Annotated in this window: 3 protein-coding genes; all 3 read right to left on the reverse strand. The window is 71.2% G+C overall.

Going from position 1 to position 1,616, the window contains the following annotated elements:
- The coding region (locus tag WBA11_RS05770; RefSeq protein ID WP_424519761.1) for an efflux RND transporter permease subunit at window positions 1-780 on the reverse strand (780 nt) is incomplete at its 3' end.
- 235 nt (window positions 781-1,015) lie between these two features.
- Window positions 1,016-1,390, reverse strand: coding sequence for a hypothetical protein (locus WBA11_RS05775; protein WP_424519762.1), 375 nt, complete (start codon window positions 1,388-1,390; stop codon window positions 1,016-1,018).
- Window positions 1,387-1,616: ArsR/SmtB family transcription factor (locus WBA11_RS05780; RefSeq protein ID WP_424519763.1), on the reverse strand; the 230-nt coding region annotated here is incomplete at its 5' end. The genes WBA11_RS05780 and WBA11_RS05775, both read right to left, overlap by 4 nt.

Here is a 1,616-nt window from a genome sequence, read left to right on the forward strand (position 1 = left end):
GCCCAGCGTGACGGGCGTGCCGCCGCGCGTCGCGACGACCGACTGCCGGAGGTCGCCGATCGACTGCACGAGCCCATCCGTGCGGACCGAGAGCTGCTCCGGGCCGGTCTCGATGGTGGCCGCCCCGACGTTGCCGCTGGCCTCGGCTGCGGCGTCGAACACCTCGCGGAGCGTGAGCCCATAGCCCGCGAGCCGGTCGGGGTCGACGAGCACCTGGTACTGCTTGAGGTACCCGCCGATGGAGTTGACCTCGGCCAGGCCGGGCACGCCCAACAACTGGCGGCGGACGATCCAGTCCTGGATCGTGCGGAGCTCCATCGGCGAGTACTGGCCCGTGGTGTCGCGGAGCGTGTACCGGAACACCTCGCCGAGCCCCGTCGAGACGGGTCCGAGCTCGGGCGTCTCCGTGCCCGGCGGCAGCTGACCCGCGATGCCGCGGAGCTGCTCCAGGATGAGCTGGCGGCCGAAGTACGTGTCGACGCCGTCCTCGAAGACGACGGTGATGACGGAGATGCCCTGGCGCGAGAGCGAGCGCAGCTCGACGAGGTCGGGGAGCGACTTGAGCGCGAGCTCGACGGGAACGCTCACGAAGCGCTCGACCTCGAGCGGCGAGAGCGCCGGGGCCTGCGTGAGGACCTGGACCTGGTTGTTGGTGACGTCGGGGACGGCGTCTACGGGGAGCCGGGTGGCGGCGTAGAGGCCGGCTGCGACGAGCGCAGCGGTGGCGAAGAGGACGAGAACCCGCTGCCGGAGCGAGAACGCGACGATACGGTCGAACATGGAGAGCCTGAAACCGGGAGGGGCGGAGTGCTGCTGCCCTCAGAACGGCCGCGCGCGTCTGTGCACGGCTGTGCACGCGCTCGGCGAGGGCAGGCAGGGTTGCTGGCCGCGCCCCCAACGGGCGCGGCGGTCCACACGAATCCGGCTCTCGCGTCCTGGACGAGTGCCCCCTCTCTGGGGGCATCCATCCGGTGACGCGGCGAGGTACGGATCTATCCTGGCGTGCGGATAGCCTCTAGCCTAGAGGCACGTGTTCGAGCCCCAGCGGCTCGACCTCCGGCAGCGCGGCCACGAAGGCAGCGAACTCGCCAGGCCCCCCTATGGGGCGTGTGCCGACGGCCGGGACGATCCCGGTCGGCGCGAAGACGACGTGGCACAGGCAGTCCGCAAAGGCCCCACCGTCGTGCTCGTGCTCCCCCTCCTCATGGGAGTCGCCGGGAACGGGCACCGCGTGCGCTCCCTGAGCGCCTGGCGCGTCCAGATGCGTGACGCCGGTGTACTCGGCTGCTGCTGCCTCGTCGGCGCACGGGACCAGATCCGTCGTCTGCAGGGCGACGACGAGCGCGAGCAGCGCAGCGATGGGGGCGAGAAAGCGGCGCAGCGTGCTCATGCGGCGACCTGTAGAGGGGGCAGGTTCTCGGACTCGCCTACGTGTTCGGCCGCGGCGTCGAGAAGGACCGCCACATGGTGGTCATCGAGCCGGTGGTAGACTACCCGGCCGTCACGGTCGCTCGCGACGAGCCGAAGCATGCGGAGGCCGCGGAGCTGATGGCTCACGGCCGACTCCGTCACGCCGAGCGTGGCGGCTAGGTCGCACGTGCAGAGCGGCCCGATAC

Origin of the sequence: Rubrivirga sp. (genome assembly GCF_049648075.1) — a bacterium.
Lineage (GTDB): Bacteria > Bacteroidota > Rhodothermia > Rhodothermales > Rubricoccaceae > Rubrivirga.